This is a genomic window from bacterium (assembly GCA_024228115.1).
In the GTDB taxonomy this organism is placed as follows: domain Bacteria; phylum Myxococcota_A; class UBA9160; order UBA9160; family UBA6930.
This window is the reverse complement of the sequence record JAAETT010000440.1, coordinates 1-1,177: the sequence shown is the minus strand read 5'-3', so window position 1 is coordinate 1,177 and position 1,177 is coordinate 1. Positions and strand designations below refer to the sequence as shown.

The following is a 1,177-nucleotide window of genomic DNA, read 5'->3' as shown; positions in this document are numbered from 1 at the left end:
GAGCGAGACTCGCAAACCACCCGGCGCGCGCAAGGCTCGACCGCACGATCGGGCAACATCCAACCCTCGAAGCAGCACCCGGACGGGCCGAAAACGTGATGGAGTCGATAGGCCTCGAAGAATCCAGTCTCCACAAACTAAGCCCGCGTCCCTGCTCGGGATCTCAGCGAATCCTCCATCCGTTTATCTTGCATTACGAATCACCGCCTCCATCAACCCCCAGAATCTCCAATCTGGCCCATCAGTCGTCGGCCACGACCTCGACGGTGAGCGCCGCGAGGCCGCAACCTTCGGAAGCCTGGTAGGGCGCATCGGGTCTCCCGCACTCGCACCCAGAAAGAACCCCGCGCGCTCCTCCCCGGAAGGCCACATCTCGGGGGGAATCCGCAGCGATTCGGCGCCTGGAAGTGCCCTTGCACCTAGAAGATCGAACTCGTAGCGAACATCATCCCAGATCCATCCTGTGGGCCGATTGAAGGTGCGCTCACCACTCTTCATCGCGCGGTGGCATTGCTCGCGCCGCGCTCCTCCTGGCTCCCAAATTGCGCGCTCGCGAGTCAGAGGATCGCTTTCTTCGAGGATTCGGATGACATCGGGAACGAGGGGTATCGGGGAGACAGCGTACGACTGACGGCGCGATGGAAGTCGCCAGGCCCGAAGTAACGCGCCGAACCCGAAGCCCGCCGGAGGCGCCATCTCCGTGCGGCTCGATGTGAATGAGTAAGCTGCCGCCTGGGCATTGCTCGGCCTCTTGGGGACTCCCGAGACAAGAGGTCTCCTCGGTCGGCGTGAACCCAGGGAATGCCGCGGGCGTGAAATCCGGTCCTCGTATTGGCCCGGTCGGCAGCTCCCGCTTTCCGTAGGCCCTCCACGGCGCGGTATGCCGCTCGCAAGGCGACCGGGTGTGAATACCGAGCTCGCAGCCCGCTCCCCCTCGCACCCGGGCCATCGCACCTCCGGTGCTGCACCGGCATACGGGCGGCACCGACCCGAGGAGACCGTATTGCACGAGGTCGTCCGCGAGCAGCTCGAGAGCTTCCTGGCAAGCGCCCGCGAAGGCGATCACCCCGCGCCCCGCTTCATCGAGCAGGAGCTGCGCGCGTACCTCCGATGCGGGATCCTCGCTCACGGCTTCCTGAAGCTCCACTGCGACGCCTGCGGCCACGATCGCCTCGTG

1 protein-coding gene is annotated in these 1,177 nt (G+C 65.3%); it reads left to right on the top strand.

What is annotated here, in order from left to right; all coding sequences use genetic code 11:
• Positions 1-1,003 precede the first annotated feature (1,003 nt).
• Positions 1,004-1,177 (top strand): IS91 family transposase (locus tag GY937_19335; GenBank protein MCP5058860.1); only part of this gene is annotated, 174 nt, incomplete at its 3' end.